This is a genomic window from Amycolatopsis rhabdoformis (assembly GCF_035918295.1).
Classification (GTDB): domain Bacteria; phylum Actinomycetota; class Actinomycetes; order Mycobacteriales; family Pseudonocardiaceae; genus Amycolatopsis; species Amycolatopsis rhabdoformis.
In genome coordinates, this window is sequence record NZ_CP142149.1 from 6,530,208 (window position 1) to 6,545,885 (window position 15,678).

Annotated in this window: 11 protein-coding genes; 3 read left to right on the plus strand and 8 right to left on the minus strand. The window is 71.7% G+C overall.

Going from position 1 to position 15,678, the window contains the following annotated elements; all coding sequences use genetic code 11:
* Positions 1 to 536 precede the first annotated feature (536 nt).
* On the minus strand, positions 537 to 1,547 hold the full coding sequence (locus tag VSH64_RS29915; RefSeq protein WP_326566081.1) for an NAD-dependent epimerase/dehydratase family protein: 1,011 nt from the start codon (positions 1,545 to 1,547) through the stop codon (positions 537 to 539).
* 90 nt (positions 1,548 to 1,637) lie between these two features.
* Here VSH64_RS29915 and VSH64_RS29920 point away from each other — a divergent pair, with 90 nt between their 5' ends.
* Positions 1,638 to 2,189, plus strand: a complete 552-nt coding sequence (locus VSH64_RS29920) for a TetR/AcrR family transcriptional regulator (RefSeq protein WP_326566082.1) — start codon at positions 1,638 to 1,640, stop codon at positions 2,187 to 2,189.
* Positions 2,190 to 2,263: 74 nt separating this feature from the next.
* On the opposite strand, the gene VSH64_RS29925 is transcribed toward VSH64_RS29920, so the two are convergent.
* The 3 genes from VSH64_RS29925 to VSH64_RS29935 form a co-directional block, all read right to left on the minus strand.
* Complete coding sequence (locus VSH64_RS29925) at positions 2,264 to 2,899, minus strand: helix-turn-helix transcriptional regulator (RefSeq protein WP_326566083.1); 636 nt, start codon at positions 2,897 to 2,899, stop codon at positions 2,264 to 2,266.
* Positions 2,900 to 3,080: 181 nt separating this feature from the next.
* Positions 3,081 to 3,374 carry a WXG100 family type VII secretion target gene (locus tag VSH64_RS29930; RefSeq protein ID WP_326566084.1) on the minus strand — a complete coding sequence of 98 codons (294 nt, stop codon included), beginning with the start codon at positions 3,372 to 3,374 and terminating at the stop codon, positions 3,081 to 3,083.
* Positions 3,371 to 3,673, minus strand: a complete 303-nt coding sequence (locus tag VSH64_RS29935; protein WP_326566085.1) for a WXG100 family type VII secretion target — start codon at positions 3,671 to 3,673, stop codon at positions 3,371 to 3,373. The genes VSH64_RS29930 and VSH64_RS29935 overlap by 4 nt, the downstream gene beginning before the upstream one ends.
* Before the next feature lie 345 nt (positions 3,674 to 4,018).
* Here VSH64_RS29935 and VSH64_RS29940 point away from each other — a divergent pair, with 345 nt between their 5' ends.
* Positions 4,019 to 7,339 (plus strand): BTAD domain-containing putative transcriptional regulator, encoded by a 3,321-nt coding sequence (locus VSH64_RS29940; protein ID WP_326566086.1) that lies wholly within the window; start codon positions 4,019 to 4,021, stop codon positions 7,337 to 7,339.
* A 126-nt stretch (positions 7,340 to 7,465) separates the two neighbouring features.
* Positions 7,466 to 11,173, plus strand: coding sequence for a BTAD domain-containing putative transcriptional regulator (locus tag VSH64_RS29945; RefSeq protein ID WP_326566087.1), 3,708 nt, complete (start codon positions 7,466 to 7,468; stop codon positions 11,171 to 11,173).
* A 113-nt stretch (positions 11,174 to 11,286) separates the two neighbouring features.
* Here the strand turns inward: VSH64_RS29945 and VSH64_RS29950 are convergent, their stop codons facing one another.
* Genes VSH64_RS29950 through VSH64_RS29965 form a run of 4 tightly spaced genes read right to left on the minus strand, consistent with a single transcriptional unit; the run spans position 11,287 to position 15,665 of the window.
* A complete protein-coding gene (locus VSH64_RS29950) occupies positions 11,287 to 12,660 on the minus strand; it encodes a GH1 family beta-glucosidase (RefSeq protein WP_326566088.1) in 1,374 nt (457 codons plus the stop codon).
* On the minus strand, positions 12,653 to 13,480 hold the full coding sequence (locus VSH64_RS29955) for a carbohydrate ABC transporter permease (protein WP_326566089.1): 828 nt from the start codon (positions 13,478 to 13,480) through the stop codon (positions 12,653 to 12,655). Before VSH64_RS29955 ends, VSH64_RS29950 begins: the two co-directional genes overlap by 8 nt.
* Positions 13,477 to 14,385, minus strand: coding sequence for a carbohydrate ABC transporter permease (locus VSH64_RS29960; protein ID WP_326566090.1), 909 nt, complete (start codon positions 14,383 to 14,385; stop codon positions 13,477 to 13,479). Before VSH64_RS29960 ends, VSH64_RS29955 begins: the two co-directional genes overlap by 4 nt.
* Before the next feature lie 8 nt (positions 14,386 to 14,393).
* Positions 14,394 to 15,665 (minus strand): ABC transporter substrate-binding protein, encoded by a 1,272-nt coding sequence (locus VSH64_RS29965; protein WP_326566091.1) that lies wholly within the window; start codon positions 15,663 to 15,665, stop codon positions 14,394 to 14,396.
* Positions 15,666 to 15,678 lie beyond the last annotated feature (13 nt).

The window sequence follows — 15,678 nt, forward strand, 5'->3', positions numbered from 1 at the left end:
GTGAGTAAGAACGCCCTGGGTCACCAACACCTGAACCGGCTCACCGGTACCCCCACCATCGCCACCGCAGGCCGCACCGAATGGCCACAATCGGCCGCGCTACGGCGAGCAGCCGAAAGGTTGTTCGGCTCGCGCCACCGCGGCCGGCTCACCGCCTCGCCCTCGATCCCAAAACGGACGCTCCACCCGGCCCGTGGCGCAGGACCGTCACACGAGGCGCGAAAGTCTTGGGTCACCAACACCGGAGCCAGATCACCGCCACGCACCCCGCGATCGCCACCGCAGCCCTCGCCCAGTGGCAGCACCGCAGCGCGAGGCCGGAAGGTTGTTCAGGTAACCCCACCGAGGCCGACTCACCAAGTCACCCTGCGCGCCCGATCTCCCAATACGCGACACTCCACCGGCGCCGGGCCGTGGCGCTCGACTACCGGAACGCGCCCTCAACCGGCCACACCACCAGTCGCGCGAAGCCAAGGCCCTTCGGGGTCACGTCGTCGAACCCCACACCCCCACGCACTACAACCCACCGACCGTCCTCAGTGGATCGCCGCGAGGCTCCGCGCGCAGTCCACCACCGTGGTCGCCGCGGGCCGGGGTTGCCAGTCGAGGAGGTGTTGGGCCTTGGCGGACGTGTAGACGTTCTTGCGGCCGAGGTCCGGGGCCACCTCGCGGACCTCCGCGTTGATCAGGCCGAGGGCGCGCAGCAGGAAGTCGGGCAGGGACCGGGTGGGGACCTTGGCCGCGTCCTGGCCCAGCTTTGCGCGGAGTTCCTCGGCGGCCGCGCGGAGCCAGAGGAACTCGCTGACGGCGACGAAGCGTTCGCCGGCGGCTTCGGGGGCGAGCATGGCGCGGAGGTGGAGGTCGGCGAGGTCGCGGACGTCCGTGATGCTGTAGCCGAGGCGGGGGACGCCCGGGAAGCGGCCGTCGAGGAGGGCGCCGATGAGTTGGACGGAGCCGAGGGGCTGGCCGTCGAGGACTGGGCCGAGGATGGCGCCCGGCAGGACGGTGGCGAGGGTGGTCGCGCCGTCGGTCGAGGCGATGAAGTCCCAGGCGGCGCGTTCGGCGACGGCTTTCGAGCGGCGGTACGGGTTGAGGCGGCGGTCGGTGGTGTCGGTCCACAGGGTTTCGTCGTAGGTCTGTGTGCTGCGGGTGCCGATCGGGGGTGCGGCGGCGGCCAGCGAAGACGTGAGCACGACTCGGGAAACGCCGGCGGCGGTCGCGGCCTTCAGCACGCGCAGCGCGCCGTCGCGGGCCGGGGCGATGAGGGCGTTCGGGTCGCGGGAGCCGTCGCCGCCCAGTGGGGACGCGACGTGGAGCACGGCGGTGCAGCCGGCGACCGCCTCGGGCCAGCCGGTGTCGTCGAGCAGGTCCGCGACGACGACCTCCAGGTGGTCCCCCGGGTCGACTTCGCCGGCAACGGCGCGGCGGACGGCCGCCTCTTTGGCCGCCGAGCGCACCGTGGTCCGCACGTCGTAGCCGCGGCGCAGCAGCTCGGCGATGCACCAGCCGCCGACGTAGCCGGTTCCGCCGGTCACCAGAACGCGCATGACACCCTCCCGAGAAGTTCATTAGCCGATCGGCTAATGAAACTACTATAGCTCACCTCGGCGACGACGGCGGTGGGTTAGCATCGCCGGGTGTCACCCACCCGGGCAGAACAGGCCGAGAAGACCAGGCGCACGGTGCTCGACACGGCGCAGCGGCTCTTCGCCGAGCACGGGTTCGACGCGACGTCGTTGCAGCTGATCGCCGACACCATGGGCGTGACGAAAGCCAACGTCTACTACTACTTCCGCTCGAAGGCCGACATCCTCGTGGCTTTGTTGCAGGGCAGCATCACCGCGTTCGACGAGCTGCTCGAAGCGGCCGCGCAGGTCCCCACCGGACAGCAGCGGCGCGAGCTGCTCGTGGACGGGTTCGTGGAGCAGGTCGTGGCCCACCGCGCCGTGTCGCCGCTCAACCGCACCGACCCGGGGGCGCGGCGACACGAGAGCCTCGGCCGGGCGCTCGACGACCAGGCCGAGCGCGGCCTGCGCCTGCTCTTCGGCGCCGATCCGACACCCGACCAGACCGCCGCCTACTGGACGGCCACCGAGCTCGGCCCGGCGCTGCGAGGACTGGACCACCTCACCGACGACGACCTGCGCGCCACCCTGCGCCGCCTCTGCCTGCGCGTGCTGGACGTCTGACCCGGGACCACGGGTCCGAGAGACACAAAAAGGGCCTTCCCCGCCAAGGAGGAAGGCCCGGAAAAAGCCGAGGCTCAGATGGCGCCGGCGCGCAGGGCGTAGGCGACCGCGTGGGCGCGGTTGTTCAGACCACAGCGGGTCATCAGGCCGTACAGCACGTTCTTCACGGTGCGCTCGGAGTAGCAGAGCTTCGTGGCGATCTCTTCCGTGCCGTAGCCCTCGGCCACGAGCCGCAGCACGTCGCACTCGCGGGCGGCCAGGCCGGACAGCGTGAGGCCGTTGGGCTCGAGCACGTCGCGGCGCATGCGCTGCACCTGGCCGAGCAGCGCGCCCTGCAGGCGCGGCGGCAGGCTGGCGGTGCCGTCACCGGCGGCGAGCACGGCCGCCACCAGCTCGGCGCCACCGGTCTCGCGGCGCGGCAGGATCGCGACGACGCCGCACTCGATGGCGGTCATCAGGTCGCTCTCGCGGAAGTGGTCGGCGACGATCACCAGGTGCGGCCCGGCCAGCTGCTCGGACTCGCGCCCCAGCTCCTTGACCCGCGACAGCACGCGGTCGGTCACGTGCTCCTCCATCACGAGGACCACGTCGGCCAGCGCGGCCGAGTCCTCGGGGAGGACCTGCAGCTCCGCGCGGGTGCCCAGCAGACTCGCGGCGCCGGCCTTGGTGATCGGGTCCGAGGCGAGAACAGCGACCTTCACGAGCTTCACGACTTCTCCTACCGCCACTCCAGGTTGACGGTGACAAGTCTTGCGCGCGTGACTTCACGTTTTCTTACCAAGATTCTTCACGCCCGCCGCCGTCGTGAAGAATTTCCCTATAACTGCAGGTCAGCGTCCTCTATTGACTTCTTCACGCCGGGGTTGCCGGCGGCTCAAGATCACGCCGACTTCACGCCTCGGAGCACACCCCGCACGAGCCGGGCTCCAGCGCGGCCGACTTCCCGGCGATCTCCCGGAACGCCTCCCGCGCCCGCTCGACGCACTCGGGCATCCGGGCCACGGCCTCGGTCCACGCCTGCTTGGCCGCCCAGTAGCGCGCCTGCGCCTCCGGTGTCCAGCCCGCCATGTCCCGTTCCACAGTGGACTCCAGCTCCGCCAGCACGGCCCGGATCCCGCCGGTCGTCTTCCCCATGCGGTCCAGGATCTCGTCGGCGTCGGTGAAGTCGAAACGCCCTGGGCTCATATGCCGCTCAGGCCGCCCGTCCACGCCGTCGCGCGCTCGTCGGCGGGGCACGCGCCGGCGCCGCCTGTGACCGCGAGCAGGTCGGCGAGCCGGCCCAGGATGAGGTCGTACTGGTGTTCCCAGTCGTTCATCGCCTGGCCGAAGCGCACCGAAGCGTCGCCGCGCCACGACGCCTGCAGCGCCGCCATCTCGCTGTTGACCCGGCTCAGATGAGCATTGGCCGAGTCGATGGCGCGCGCGAACTCACCCGCCGCACCCCGCATACCGTCCGGCACCACCGTCGGAGGAATCGATTTCACGATGCTCTCCTCACCACAACGTCCCCAGTACCCGCGCTCTGTGCCGCGCGGGCTTGCCACTGAGCGTGACCCACCGAGAGGGGGTGGCGAAACCGAGTACCAGGTGGTATGCCCGATTTTCGGATATCCTTGCCTGCCGTTCCACCGGGCTTCCCGAAGCGCCCGGGGATGCGGAGTTTCCCCCGTGTTCGCCGTCACGCCGAGTGGCCGTCACGCCCCGCCCCGAGACTGACGGTCAAGGCGGCCGCCGCGGAGCGGACCCGGCCCGCTCCGCCACCCGTTCGGGCGTAAGATCACGAGTGGCATCCGGCGTGTGACGATCCGTCAGCGCGTGAAGGGAGACCGATGTCGGCAGCGGACGGCGCGGCAGGCGGCATCACCGCGCCGAAGATCCGGCTGCTCGGCCCGGTCCGCGCCTGGCGCGGCAATCCCGAACCCGACGGCGCCGAACTCGACGGCGCCGAACTCGACGGCGCCGAACTCGACCTTGGCTCGGCTCACCGCCGCACCGTGCTCGCAGTACTCGCGATGTCGCCCAACCGCACCGTTTCCCGCGAAGAGCTGATCGACGCCGTGTGGGGCGACGCTCCCCCGGCGAGCGCGCAGGGCAGCATCTACACCTACATCTCCGGCCTCCGCCGCGCCCTCGAACCGGGCCGCGCGAAGGGCGCCGGGCCGCAGCTGCTCGCGTCGATCGGGTCGGGCTACTCGCTGTGCGTCGAGCCCGAAACCGTCGACGTGCACCACTTCGAAGCCCTTCGTGAACAGGCCCAGCGCCACCTGTCAGCTCGCGAGTGCGACCAGGGGCTGCGGATGCTCGACGAGGCGCTCGCCCTGTGGCACGGCGAACCGCTGCAAGGCCTGCCCGGCCCCTTCGCCGCGGCGCAGCGCACGCGGCTGGAAGAGCTGCGCCTGATGACGGTCGAACGCCGGGCCGACGTCGTGCTCCACAAGGGTGGGCACGCGGACCTGGTCACGGAATTGGTCGAATCCGCGCGCGAGCACCCGTTCCGCGAGCCGCTGCACGGGTTGCTCATGCGCGCGCTCGCGCTCGGCGACCGTCGCACGGAAGCGCTCGCCGTGTACACGGACCTGCAGGACAAGCTCATCGAAGGCTTCGGCACCGAGCCGGGCCCGGCGCTGCGCGAGCTGTACGAACGCCTGCTCACCGGCGGTTCCGCGATCGAGAAGCAAGAGCCCGCGCCGCGGCCGGCCCCCGTGGCCGCCCGGGTGCCGCGGTTCCCCCTGCCGGTGCTGCCGCCGCGCGCCGAGGTGTTCTTCGACCGCGCGGGCGAGACGCTGTTGCTGCGCGAAACCGTCGCCGGGCTCGCCGGTGGCCTCGGCCGGTCGGTGTGGGTCGAGGGTGAACCGGGCATCGGCAAAACCGCGCTGCTCGCCGAAACCCTCTCGCTGGCCCAGGACGCCGGCGCCAAACCGCTGTTCGCCTCGGCCGACGCGCTCGACCAGCGCTTCACCCTGCGGCCGCTGCTCGACGCGCTCGGGGTGCACCCGCGCGCGTCGGACCTGCGGCGCGCCGAGCTCGCCGTGGCGCTTTCCGAGAACCCCGGCGCCGACCCGGTGGAAGGCATCCTCGGGCTGGTGCGCGAGCTGTGCGCCGAAGAGCCGCTCGCCCTCGTGGTCGACGACCTGCAGTGGGCCGACGACGCGACGCTGCGCGTGTGGCGCTACCTCAGCCGCGAGACCCGGCGGCTGCCGCTGCTGCTCGTCGGCGCGAGCCGCTCGGTCCCCCGCTCCGCCGAGCTGGACGGCCTGCGTGCGGAGCTCGCGGCCGACGGCACGGAGCTGCTCGCGCTCGGGCCGCTGCCGGAGAGCGCCATCCGCGAGCTCGCGGCCGACCTGGCCGGCGCGCCGCCGGGCCAGACCCTACGCACGCTGATCTCGTACGCGGCCGGAAACCCGCGCTACGCCAAGGAAATCGTGGAGACGCTGCTCTCCAACGCGATGATCCTGCTCGACGGCGCGCAGGCGATCGTCGACGGCAACAGCTGCCGCACGATCCCGGCGCCGCTCGGTTCACGCGTCACGCTGTACCTCAGCTTCCTCTCCAGCGGCACGCGCGACGTGCTGCGCTGGGCAGCCTTGCTGGGCAAGGAGTTCTCGCTCGCCGACATCGCGATCGCCACCGAACGGCAGGCCACCGCGCTCGTCGGCGCCGTGGAGGAAGCGCTGGCGGCCGGCGTGCTCACCGAGTCCGACGAGCTGCTCACCTTCCGCCATCCGCTGCTGCGCCGCGTGCTGTACGAAAAGACGCCGGCCGCGATGCGCGTCGCGCTGCACCGCCAGCTCGCCGAAGCGTTCCAGGGCGCCGGCGCTTCGCCCGAGCGCGTGGCCGAGCAGCTCGCCGCGGCCCCGGTGCAGGTCGACCCGTGGGTCACGGGGTGGCTCACCGAGCACATCGGCACGGTCGCCACCGAGGCGCCGCGCATGGCCGTCGACCTGCTCAAGCACGTGGTCACGCAGGCGTCGCTGCCCGCCGACGCCCGCGAGCCGCTCACAGCCACGCTCGCGCGGCTCCTGTTCTGGCTCGGCCGCGAACCCGAGGCCGAAGCCCGCTCGGTGGTCGCACGCACCGAGGACAGCCGGCAGGCCGCGGAGATGCGCTGGATCCTCGCCTACATCTACTACCGCCGCGGCGAGTTCGCCGAAGCGTCCGAAGAGGTCCGCCGCACGCTCGCCGATCCGAACGTGCCCGAGATGTGGCGCGGCCGGCACGAGACGCTGCGCTCGACGCTCGACCGCCTGGCCGTGGACGAAACGTCCGAACCCGACCTGTCGGAGCTGGGCGTGCTCGACGGGCTCGACGACGCCGCCGAGCCGCTGAGCACCGCGCGCCGGCTGGCCGCGACCCGCGCCGTGCCCGGCGAGATGCACCTCGCGGGCGCCGTGCACTACTACTGGCGCGGCCGCTGGCCCGAGGCGCTGGCCGAGCTCGACACGGTGATCAAGGGCGGTGCCGAAACGGCGTCGTACGTGTTGCGCAGCCCCGGTTCCGCGCTGCTCGTGCACGGTGTCGGCGCGTTGATCGCGAGCCACCGCGACGAGCCGGAAGAGGCGAGCGCGCACCTCGACGCCGCCGCGCACCAGCACTGGCCGGCCGACCTGGAGCCCAACGGCGGTGACTACCTGCTGGCCGCCGAGGCACAGCTGTCCGAGCTGGAGGGCAACCCGGAGGCGGCGCTGGCCGCGCTGACCCCGTTGCTGGACCAGGGTTATCCGCCCTCGGCTCGCCAGCAGTGGCTGCCCGACCTGGTGCGCCTGGCCATGCAGCTCGGCGAGACGCACTACGCGTACCAGGCACTCCAGTTGATCGGTGACACTGACGGCTCGGATGTCCCACCCGCGCACACCGCCGCCGCGGCCCACTGCCGCGGCCTGGTCGCGGGTGATCCCGACGCCATCCTCGGCGCGGCCGCGCACTACGAGGCCGCCGGCCGCGTGCTGAAACACGCGCGGGCCACCGAGGACGCCGCGATCCTGCTGGCGGAACACGGCCGGCTCGACGAGGCCCGCTCGGCCTTCCGCACCGCGCTCACCAGCTACACCGCGCTCGGCGCGGCGTGGGACGTGCGCCGGGCCGAGACCCGGATGCACCCCCACGGCATCCGCCGCGCCAACCCCGTCCGCAGCCGCGCTTCGGGCGAATGAGCCGGTTTTCCCGTTCACCGGGACTGGCCGTTGGTGTTACCGGAGTCTGGCCGCTCGGACGATGTCGGGTGATCACCGGCTGCCGGTAAGCTCACCGAGTCAGACCGGTACGTCGAATGGAACGGCATGCCAGGGGATGCGCACAGCGGGTTGCGGGTGGACGTGCTCGGCCCGTTGCGGGCCTGGCGGGGTCCGGCCGAGATCAAGCTCGGGCCAGCGCGCCAGCGTGCCCTCTTCGCGATGCTCGCGGTCAACGCGGGCCGGTCGGTGCCGCGCGCGGAGCTCATCGCGGGGGTGTGGGGCGACTCGCCGCCGGCCAGCGTCGAGGGCAGCGTGCACACGTACATCTCGGGCCTGCGCCGTGCGCTCGACCCCGAGCGCACGAAGTGGGCCGCCTCGGGCGTGCTCGTGTCCGATCCCCACGGCTACTCGCTCGCCCTCGACCCCGAATCGCTCGACGCCGCCGTGTTCGACCGCCACCGCGAGCAGGCCCAGCAGCACGCCGCCGCCGGTGACCACGACAAGGCCGCCGCGGAGTACGACGCGGCGCTGGCGCTGTGGCACGGCGAGGCGCTGTCCGGCGTGCCCGGCGAGTTCGCCGAACGCCACCGCGAGCACCTGGCCGAGCTGCGCCTCGACACGCTCGAACGCCGCGCCGCCGCCGTGCTGGAGCTCGGCGGCCACCAGGACCTGATCGCCGAGCTCACGGCGCTCGCCGGCGAGCACCCGCTGCGGGAGCCGGTGCGCGAGTCGCTGCTGCTCGCGCTCTACCGCAGCGGCCGGCATTCCGACGCGCTCGACGTGTTCCGCGACGCGCGCGCCACCCTGCGCGCCGAGCTGGGGGTGGAGCCCGGGCCTCGGCTGCGGGAGCTGCACCAGCGGGTGCTCGAACAGGACCCGTCACTCGACCTGCCGAAGACGAAGGCGCCGGAACCTCCGGCCGGCCCCGACCCGATCTCGGTGCTGCCACCGCGCGTGAGCCGCGCGCTCGACGACGGTGACGGCGGCCCGCTGTTCGGCCGCGAGGCCGAGACGGCGCAGCTCACCGAGCTGCTGGCCGAGGTCCGCGACGGCCGCGGCCGCGCCGTGTGGATCGAGGGCGAGCCCGGCATCGGGAAGTCTGAGCTGCTCACGCGCGTGTTCAGCCACGCCACCGGCGGCGGCCTGCAGCTCGCCTGGGTCGCGGCCGACGAGCTGAGCACCCGGTTCCCGCTGCAAGTGATGCTCGAGTGCTTGGCGATCGACGCCGCTTCGCCGGATCCGCGCCGCGCCCGCGTGGCGAAGGAGCTCATGAGCGAGGGGCCGACGCAACGCGCGTGGGGTTCGAGCGACCCGGTGCTCGGCGCCGTCGACCGGCTGCTGTCGCTGGTCGACGAGCTGTGCGCCGACGCGCCGCTGGTGCTCGTGATCGACGACCTGCAGTGGGCCGACGAGTCGAGTGTGCTGGTGTGGCACCGGCTGTGCGCGGCCACGCGCCAGCTGCCGTTGCTGCTCGTGGCCGCGACCCGGCCCGCGCCCGACCGCGCGGAGCTCGCGCAGCTGCGCCGCGGCGTCGAGTCGCGCGACGGCGTGGTGTTCGACCTCGAACCGCTGGTGTCCGGAGACGTCGACCGGCTGATCGAAGGCCTGCTGGGCGCGGATCCCGGGCCCGGCCTGCGGGAGCTGGCCGCTCGTGCCGCCGGGAACCCGTTGTACGTCAAGGAAATGGTCGACGTCCTCGTGCGCGCCGGTGCGGTCGAGGTGGACCACGGCTACGCCGACGTCGACGACCCCTCCGAGTTCGAGACGCCGCGCTCGCTCGTGGCCGCCGTCGACCGACGGCTCGATTTCCTGCCGGCCGAAACGCAGGACGTGCTGCGCTGGGGTGCGTTGCTGGGCATGGAGTTCGCGGTGGGCGACATCGCGGCCGTGCTCGGCATCCGGCCGTCGGACCTGCTGGGGCCACTGGAAGAAGCGGTGGCGGCCAACGTGCTCATCGACACCGGCACGCAGCTCGCGTTCCGGCATCCGTTGCTGCGTCAGGCGTTGTACAACCGGCTGCTGTCCGGCACGAGGGCCGCGCTGCACCGGCAGGCGGCGGAGGCGTTGGCGCGGATCGGCGCGCCGGTGAAGCGCGTGGCCGAGCAGCTCGTGGCGGCGCCGTCCACTGTGGACCCGTGGGTGCTGGACTGGCTCACGGAGAACCAGTCGGCCGTGACCAACCGCGCGCCGCTGATCGCCGTGGAGCTGCTGGAGCGCGCGCTCACCGCGTGCTCGGCCGGCGACCCGCGGCGCGAGGCGCTGGTGACCGCGCTGGCCAAGGTGCTCTTCCGGCTCGAGCGCAACCCGGAAAGCCTGGCCGTGCAGGCACTCGAGCTCGCGCGTGAGCCCGAGAACGTCGCGGAGATGCGGCACCTGCTGGCCACGCTGCGGTTCCGCAGCGGTGCCGTGGCGCTCGCCGTGCAGACGCTCGAGGAAGCCGAGGACGACCCGGCGCTGCCCGAGATCTGGCACGTGCGGCGCCGGCACCTGCTGGCCAACTTCCGCCGCGGTGGGCTCGACGACCTCGACGTGGCCGAGGCCAGCGCACACCAGGCCCGCGCGGAGGCCGACGGCGATCCGTACCTCACCGCCCACGCGCTGCAGACGTTGTGGCTGGTCGACTCCGTGCGCCGGCACCACGAAAGCGCATTGGCGAACATCGACGCGGCCGTGGACGCCGTCGGCGACGAACACGAACTGGCCGACCTGCACCTGGACCTGCTGGACAACCGCGTGTTCACGCTGCAGAACCTCGACCGCCTCGGCGAGGCCGACCGCACGCTGCGCGCCGCCGGCGAAATCGCGCAGCGGCACGCGATGCCGATCGGCCTGCAGGTTTCGGTGGCGGTGCACCGGTACTGGGAAGGGCGCTGGGACGAAGCGCTGGTCGAGCTCGACACCGTGACGGAAGACGGACCGGCCATCACGTTCTACGGCCTGCGCGAACCCGGCGCCGCCGCGCTGCTGCTGCACGGCGTCGCGTCGCTGATCGCGGCCCGGCGCGGCGAACGCGGCCAGGCCGCGGCGCACCTCGACGCGGCCGAGGAGTACGCACCCGCGACCGGCGCCGAGCGCGAAAGCTTCGACTTCCTGCTGGTGGCCAACGCCGTGGTGGCCTGGCAGCGCGGCGAGATCAAGGAAGCGCTGGCCGTGCTCGAGCCGATCCTGAACCCGACGTACGCGCAGATGATGCTGCGCCACCAGTGGTTGCCGATGTTCGTGGGGCTGGCCCTGGAGGCCGGTGACCAGGCGCTCGCGGTGCGCGGCCTGCTCGCGTGCGAGGAAGAAGCGGCCAAGGAGCGCAAGCCGGCGCGGGCCCACGCGGCGATGCACTGGTGCCGCGGCCTGATCGACGCCGACCCGGAGCCGGTGCTGCGCACGGTCGAGCATTTCCGTTCGGTGGGCCGGAGGCCTGAGCTGGCCGCCGCGTTGGAAGACGCCGCCGTGCTGCTCGCGCGCAGCGGCGACCTGCCGGCGGCGCACGCGGCGCTGGACGAGGCCGCGGAGCTGTACACCTCACTGTCGGCCCGGTGGGACCTGCAGCGCGCGGAGAAACGCCTGCGAGAGCTCGGTGTGCGACGCGGTGGCCGGTTCGTGGCCGCGACCCGGCCGGGGCACGGCTGGGATTCGCTGTCCCCGCTGGAAGTGCGGATCGCGAAGCTCGTGGCGGAGGGCCGGTCGAACCCCGACATCGCGACCGAGCTGGCGTTGCCGCGCCGCACGGTGCAGGCGCACGTGGCGCGGTTGCTGGGCAAGCTGGAGTCGCCGTCACGCAGTGGCGTGGCGAACGCGGTGGCCCGCCGGATCGGCTGAACCCACCACCCCCAATGTGGCATCGGTTGCGTTGAACGCACCCAATGTGGCATTCGGTGCGTTGAGCGCAACGAATGCCACATTGGGGCGGATGGGGCGGGTCAGGGCAGGGGTCAGGGCAGGGAGTTGAGCTTCGCGACCTCGCCCAGGAACCGGCCCGAGTCCTTGATCGTGCGCACCTGCGTGTCGAAGTCGACGTGCACGACACCGAACCGCTGCGTGTAGCCCATGCCCCACTCGAAGTTGTCCAGCAACGACCAGGCCAGGTAGCCGCGGACGTCCGCGCCCCGCGCGATTGCGTCGTGGACGGCCCGGATGTGCGTGTCCAGGTAGGCGACGCGCGCCGGGTCGTGGACGCGGCCGTCGGTCACCGTGTCTTCGAAGGAAGCGCCGTTCTCGGCCACGACCAACGGCAGGCCTCCGGTGTGGGAATCGAGCCACACCAGAAGATCCGTGAGCGACGACGGCGTCTGTTCCCACCCGAACGATGTGAGCGGGCCTCGCGCGGGCAGCACGTCCATGCCGCGCAGGCCGGGCAGCGGGCAGTTGCTCTTGGCGAGCGGGTCGTCGAGCGGGGCGACGCGGGCGGGTGCGTAGTAGTTCACGCCGAGCCAGTCGATCGCCGCGGCGATCACGTCGGTGTCGCCGTCCCGAATGGACTTCGCGAAGCGGCCGCCGTGGTGTTCGACGTCGGCCATCACGTCTTCGGGGTAGCCGCGGCCGAGCACGGGGTCGAGGAAGAAGCGGTTGTGGATGCCGTCGAACTTCCGCACGGCTTCGCGGTGCGCCTCGGTGTCGCCGTCGGCCAGCGCGGGGGCGAAGTTGAGCGCGAGGGAGAAGTCCTGGCCGGGGCGAGCCTGCTCGGTCAGCGCCCGCATGGCCAGGCCGTGGCCCAGCAGCAGGTGGTGTGCGGCGACGAGCGCGGTGTCGTAGTCCTGGATCCCCGGCGCGTGCACGCCGCTGCCGTAGCCGAGGAAGGCGGCGCAGAACGGCTCGTTGATCGTGGTCCACTGGGGCACGCGGTCGCCGAGCGCGTCGTGGACCACGGCGGCGTAGTCGGCGAACCGGTAGGCGGTGTCCCGGGAAGGCCAGCCGCCCGCGTCCTCGATGGCCTGCGGCAAGTCCCAGTGGTACAGCGTGAGCACCGGCAGGATGTCGCGGCTCAACAGCTCGTCCACGAGCCGGTCGTAGAACGCCAGCCCCTCGGCGTTGCGCGTGCGGCCGTCGGGCATCACGCGCGGCCAGGCCACGGAGAACCGGTACACCGGCAGGCCCAGCTCCGACAGCAGCGCGGCGTCCGAGCCGTAGCGGTGGTAGTGGTCGCACGCGACCGCGCCGGTATCGGAGTTGAGGACCTTGCCCGGCGTCGCGCTGTAGGTGTCCCAGATGGACGGTCCGCGGCCGCCCTCGGTCACCCCGCCTTCGATCTGGTACGACGCGGTCGCCGCTCCCCACCAGAAACCGGGTGGGAACTCGAGCTCAGCCATGCACAGCACCTTTCAGGATCCCCCGCACGATGTACCGCCCCAGGACCAGGAACAGCGCGATCACCGGCAGCACGCCCAGCGTCGCGCCGGTGAGCATCAGCGCGTAGTCGGTGTAGTAGCCGCTGGCCAGCTGCGAGAGCACCACCTGCACGGTCGGCGTCTCGTTGGGGTCGAGCACCACCAGCGGCCAGAAGTAGTCGTTCCACGAGGCCATGAACGTGAGCATCGCCAGCACCGCGGCCTGCGGCCGGATCGCGGGCACGGCCACGTGCCAGAACGTGCGCACCACCGACGCACCGTCCACAGTGGCCGCGTCCACCAACTCCCGCGCCACCGCGCCCTCGCAGGCCTGGCGCATCCAGAACACGCTGAACGCGCTCACCAGCGCCGGCACGATCACCGCCGGCAGCTTCCCGTACCAGCCGAAATCGCCGACCACGAGGTACAGCGGGATCACGCCGAGCTGCGCCGGCACCATCGCCGAGCCCACCACGAACAGGAACAAGCTGTTGCGGCCCGGGAACTTCAGCCGCGCGAAGGCGAACCCGGCCAGGCTCGCGAGCACCACATTGGACACCATCACGGTGACCGACACGATCAGCGAATTGCCGATCGCCAGCCAGAAGTCGACGGTGGCGAAGACCCGGCGCACGTTCTCGAACAGGTGCCCGCCCGGCAGCAGCAGCGGCGAGGTCTCGCCGATCGCCGCGTTGTCCCGGGTGGAGATCACGAACGACCAGTACAGCGGGAAGACCGAAGCGCCGACCACGCCGACCAGCACCACGTACACCCACGCGCCCGCGCGCCGCCGCGGGATCACGGTGCGCTCACGAACCGGCGCACCAGCCGGTAGTTGAAGAACGCGAACAGCACGCAGAACACGAACATCACCCACGAGATCGCCGACGCGTACCCCGCGTCGAACTTGCCGAAGCCCTTCTCGTAGAGGTACATCGTGAGCGTCTGGAACTGCCGGTCGTTGCCGCCCGTGCCGCTCGAGCCGGTGGCGTCGAACAGCTGCGGCTCGGCGAACAGCTGCAGACCGTTCACGGTGCCGGCCACCGCCGTGAACGCGATCGTCGGCCGGATGCCCGGCACGGTCACCGACCAGAACGAGCGCCAGCGCGAGGCCCCGTCGAGCGCCGCCGCCTCGTAGAGGTCCTGCGGCACGGCCTGCATCGCGGCCAGGTAGATCAGCGAGTTGTAGCCCGTCCAACGCCACATCACCATCGTCGCGATGGCCAGGTGCGAGGACCACTTGCGCGCCTGGAAGGAGATCGGGTCGATCCCGAACCAGCCGAGCACCTCGTTGACCACGCCGTAGTCGCGGCTGTAGAGCTGCGCGAACACCAGCCCCACGGCCACGACCGACACCACGTTGGGCAGCAGCACGCCGGTGCGCCACCAGGTCGCCGCGCGCAGCGGCCGGTTGAGCAGCGCCGCGATCCCGAGCGCCAGGAAGAACTCGGGGATCGCGGCGAGCAGGAAGATGCTGGTGGTGTTGAACAGCGCGTTGTAGAACCGGCCGTCGGTGAACAGCTCGGCGTAGTTCGCGAGCCCGAACCCGCCCTGGTCACCGGCGAGCAGATCCCAGTCGTGCAGCGAAACCCAGGCGGTGTAGGCGATCGGGAACGCGCCGAACACCACGAACACGGCGAAGAACGGGGCGATGAAGAGGAACGGCGTCGCCTTGCGGTCCCACCGCGCCGACCGGGGTCCGCGCACTCCGAGGCCTACTTGATGGCCTCGCGGCCGAGCTTCACGGCGTCCTGCCAGGCCTGGTCGACCTTTTCGGAACCGTCCTCGATCCGCCCGAGGGCCCGGCCGAACTCCGGCCGGACGTCGGCGTCGTGCAGGCCGCGGTAGTTGGGACGAAGGGTGTCGGCGGACGCGGCGTAGATCCGGCCGATCGGCGCGCCGGAGAAGTACGGGTCGGTGTGGGCCACGACCTGCGGGTCCTTGTACACGCTCGGCTCGCTCGGCAGGATGCCGTCGGAGAGGAAGATCTTCTTCTCCTGCTCGGGCGCGGTGAGCCACTTCGCGAGGTCGTAGGCTTCCTTCGGGTGCTCGCTCTGCTTCGGGATCGAGAGGAACGAGCCGCCCTGGTTGCCGCTGGCGCCGGGCACGGTCGTCACGTCCCACTTGCCGGTGTTGCCGTCGCCGCCGGCTTCCTTGATCTGGGTGAGCATCCAGGCCGGGCACGCGATCGTGGCGAAGGTGCCCTGCTTGATCGCGACGTTCCAGGCCTGCGTGTAGGTGGTCGCGCCGGCCGTCTGGCCCTTCTGCGCGAGCGTGCCGGCGAGCATGAAGGCGTTGCGCACGCTGGGGTTCGTGTCCGCGATGTAGGAGTCGTCACGCGCGGAGAAGTAGTTCTCCGGTGACTGGTTGAGCATCGCCGTGAAAACGGTTCCGGCGGAGTCGGCGAACTTGACCTTCGGCAGCTTGTCGGTGAACCGCTGGGAAAGCTGCGCGTACGCGTCCCAGGTCGGCATGAGCGCGGCCACGGCCGTGCGGTCGGTCGGCAGGCCGGCCTGCTGGAAGAGGTCGCGGCGGTAGCACATGGCGAGGCTGCCCATGTCCGTGCCGAGGCCGAGCACGTCGCCGTCCTTGGTGCCCTGGGCCCACTTCCAGGCCGCCCACTGGTTCTGCAGCTGGTCGGCACCGTAGTCCGCGAGGTTCACGAACTTGTCCTTCACCCCGAGGTACTTGGGGATCTGCTGCTCCTCGATGGCCACGATGTCGGCCGCGCCGTGGCCGGCCGCGAGCTGCGTGGCGAGGGTCTTGAAGTGCGTGTCGAAGTCGGTGACCCGGCTCTGGATCTCGACGTTCGGATGATCCTTCTCGTACTGGGCGAAGAGCGGGGCGTAACCGAACTCACCGAAGGTGGCCACGGTCAGCTTGATCTTCCCGCCTTCGGCGGCGGAGCCACCGCTGCAAGCGGTTACCAGCAGGAGGAGCGCGGTCGTCAGGACGGCGACGGCCGGGCGCCGGGTCAGCTTTCGCACGGGGTGAGCTTCC